The sequence below is a fragment of the Komagataeibacter intermedius TF2 genome (genome assembly GCF_000964425.1).
In the GTDB taxonomy this organism is placed as follows: Bacteria; Pseudomonadota; Alphaproteobacteria; order Acetobacterales; family Acetobacteraceae; genus Komagataeibacter; species Komagataeibacter intermedius.
Genome location: NZ_BANF01000602.1, coordinates 1 through 358, shown reverse-complemented (window position 1 = coordinate 358; position 358 = coordinate 1). Strand labels below are relative to the sequence as shown.

Here is a 358-nt window from a genome sequence, read left to right as displayed (position 1 = left end):
TAGAGCAGGTTCCGCGCCAGCATGGCGTAATGCTGCGTCACCAGCGGAATCACCACCGCCGGGTATTCCGAGCCCTGGCTCTTGTGGATGGTGGTGGCGTAGGCCGGCACCAGTTCGTCCAACTCGCCGAAGCCATAAACGACATCCCGTCCATCGAATGAGACCGTCAGTTCGCCCTCTTCCACATCGATCCTGCCGATAACGCCGAGGTCTCCATTGAAGACATCCCGGTCATAATCGTTGGCGATCTGCATCACCTTGTCGCCCGGACCATAGGTCCAGCCGAACCGCTCGACCTTCACCTCGTCCGGCGGGTTCAGCGCCTGCTGCAATTCGATATTCAGCGACCGCGCCCCAA

General features: G+C 60.3%; 1 protein-coding gene. It reads right to left on the bottom strand.

Annotation, left to right across the window (positions count from 1 at the left end):
* Positions 1-358 (bottom strand): ATP-dependent DNA helicase (locus tag B7449_RS18765; protein WP_048884065.1); only part of this gene is annotated, 358 nt, incomplete at both ends.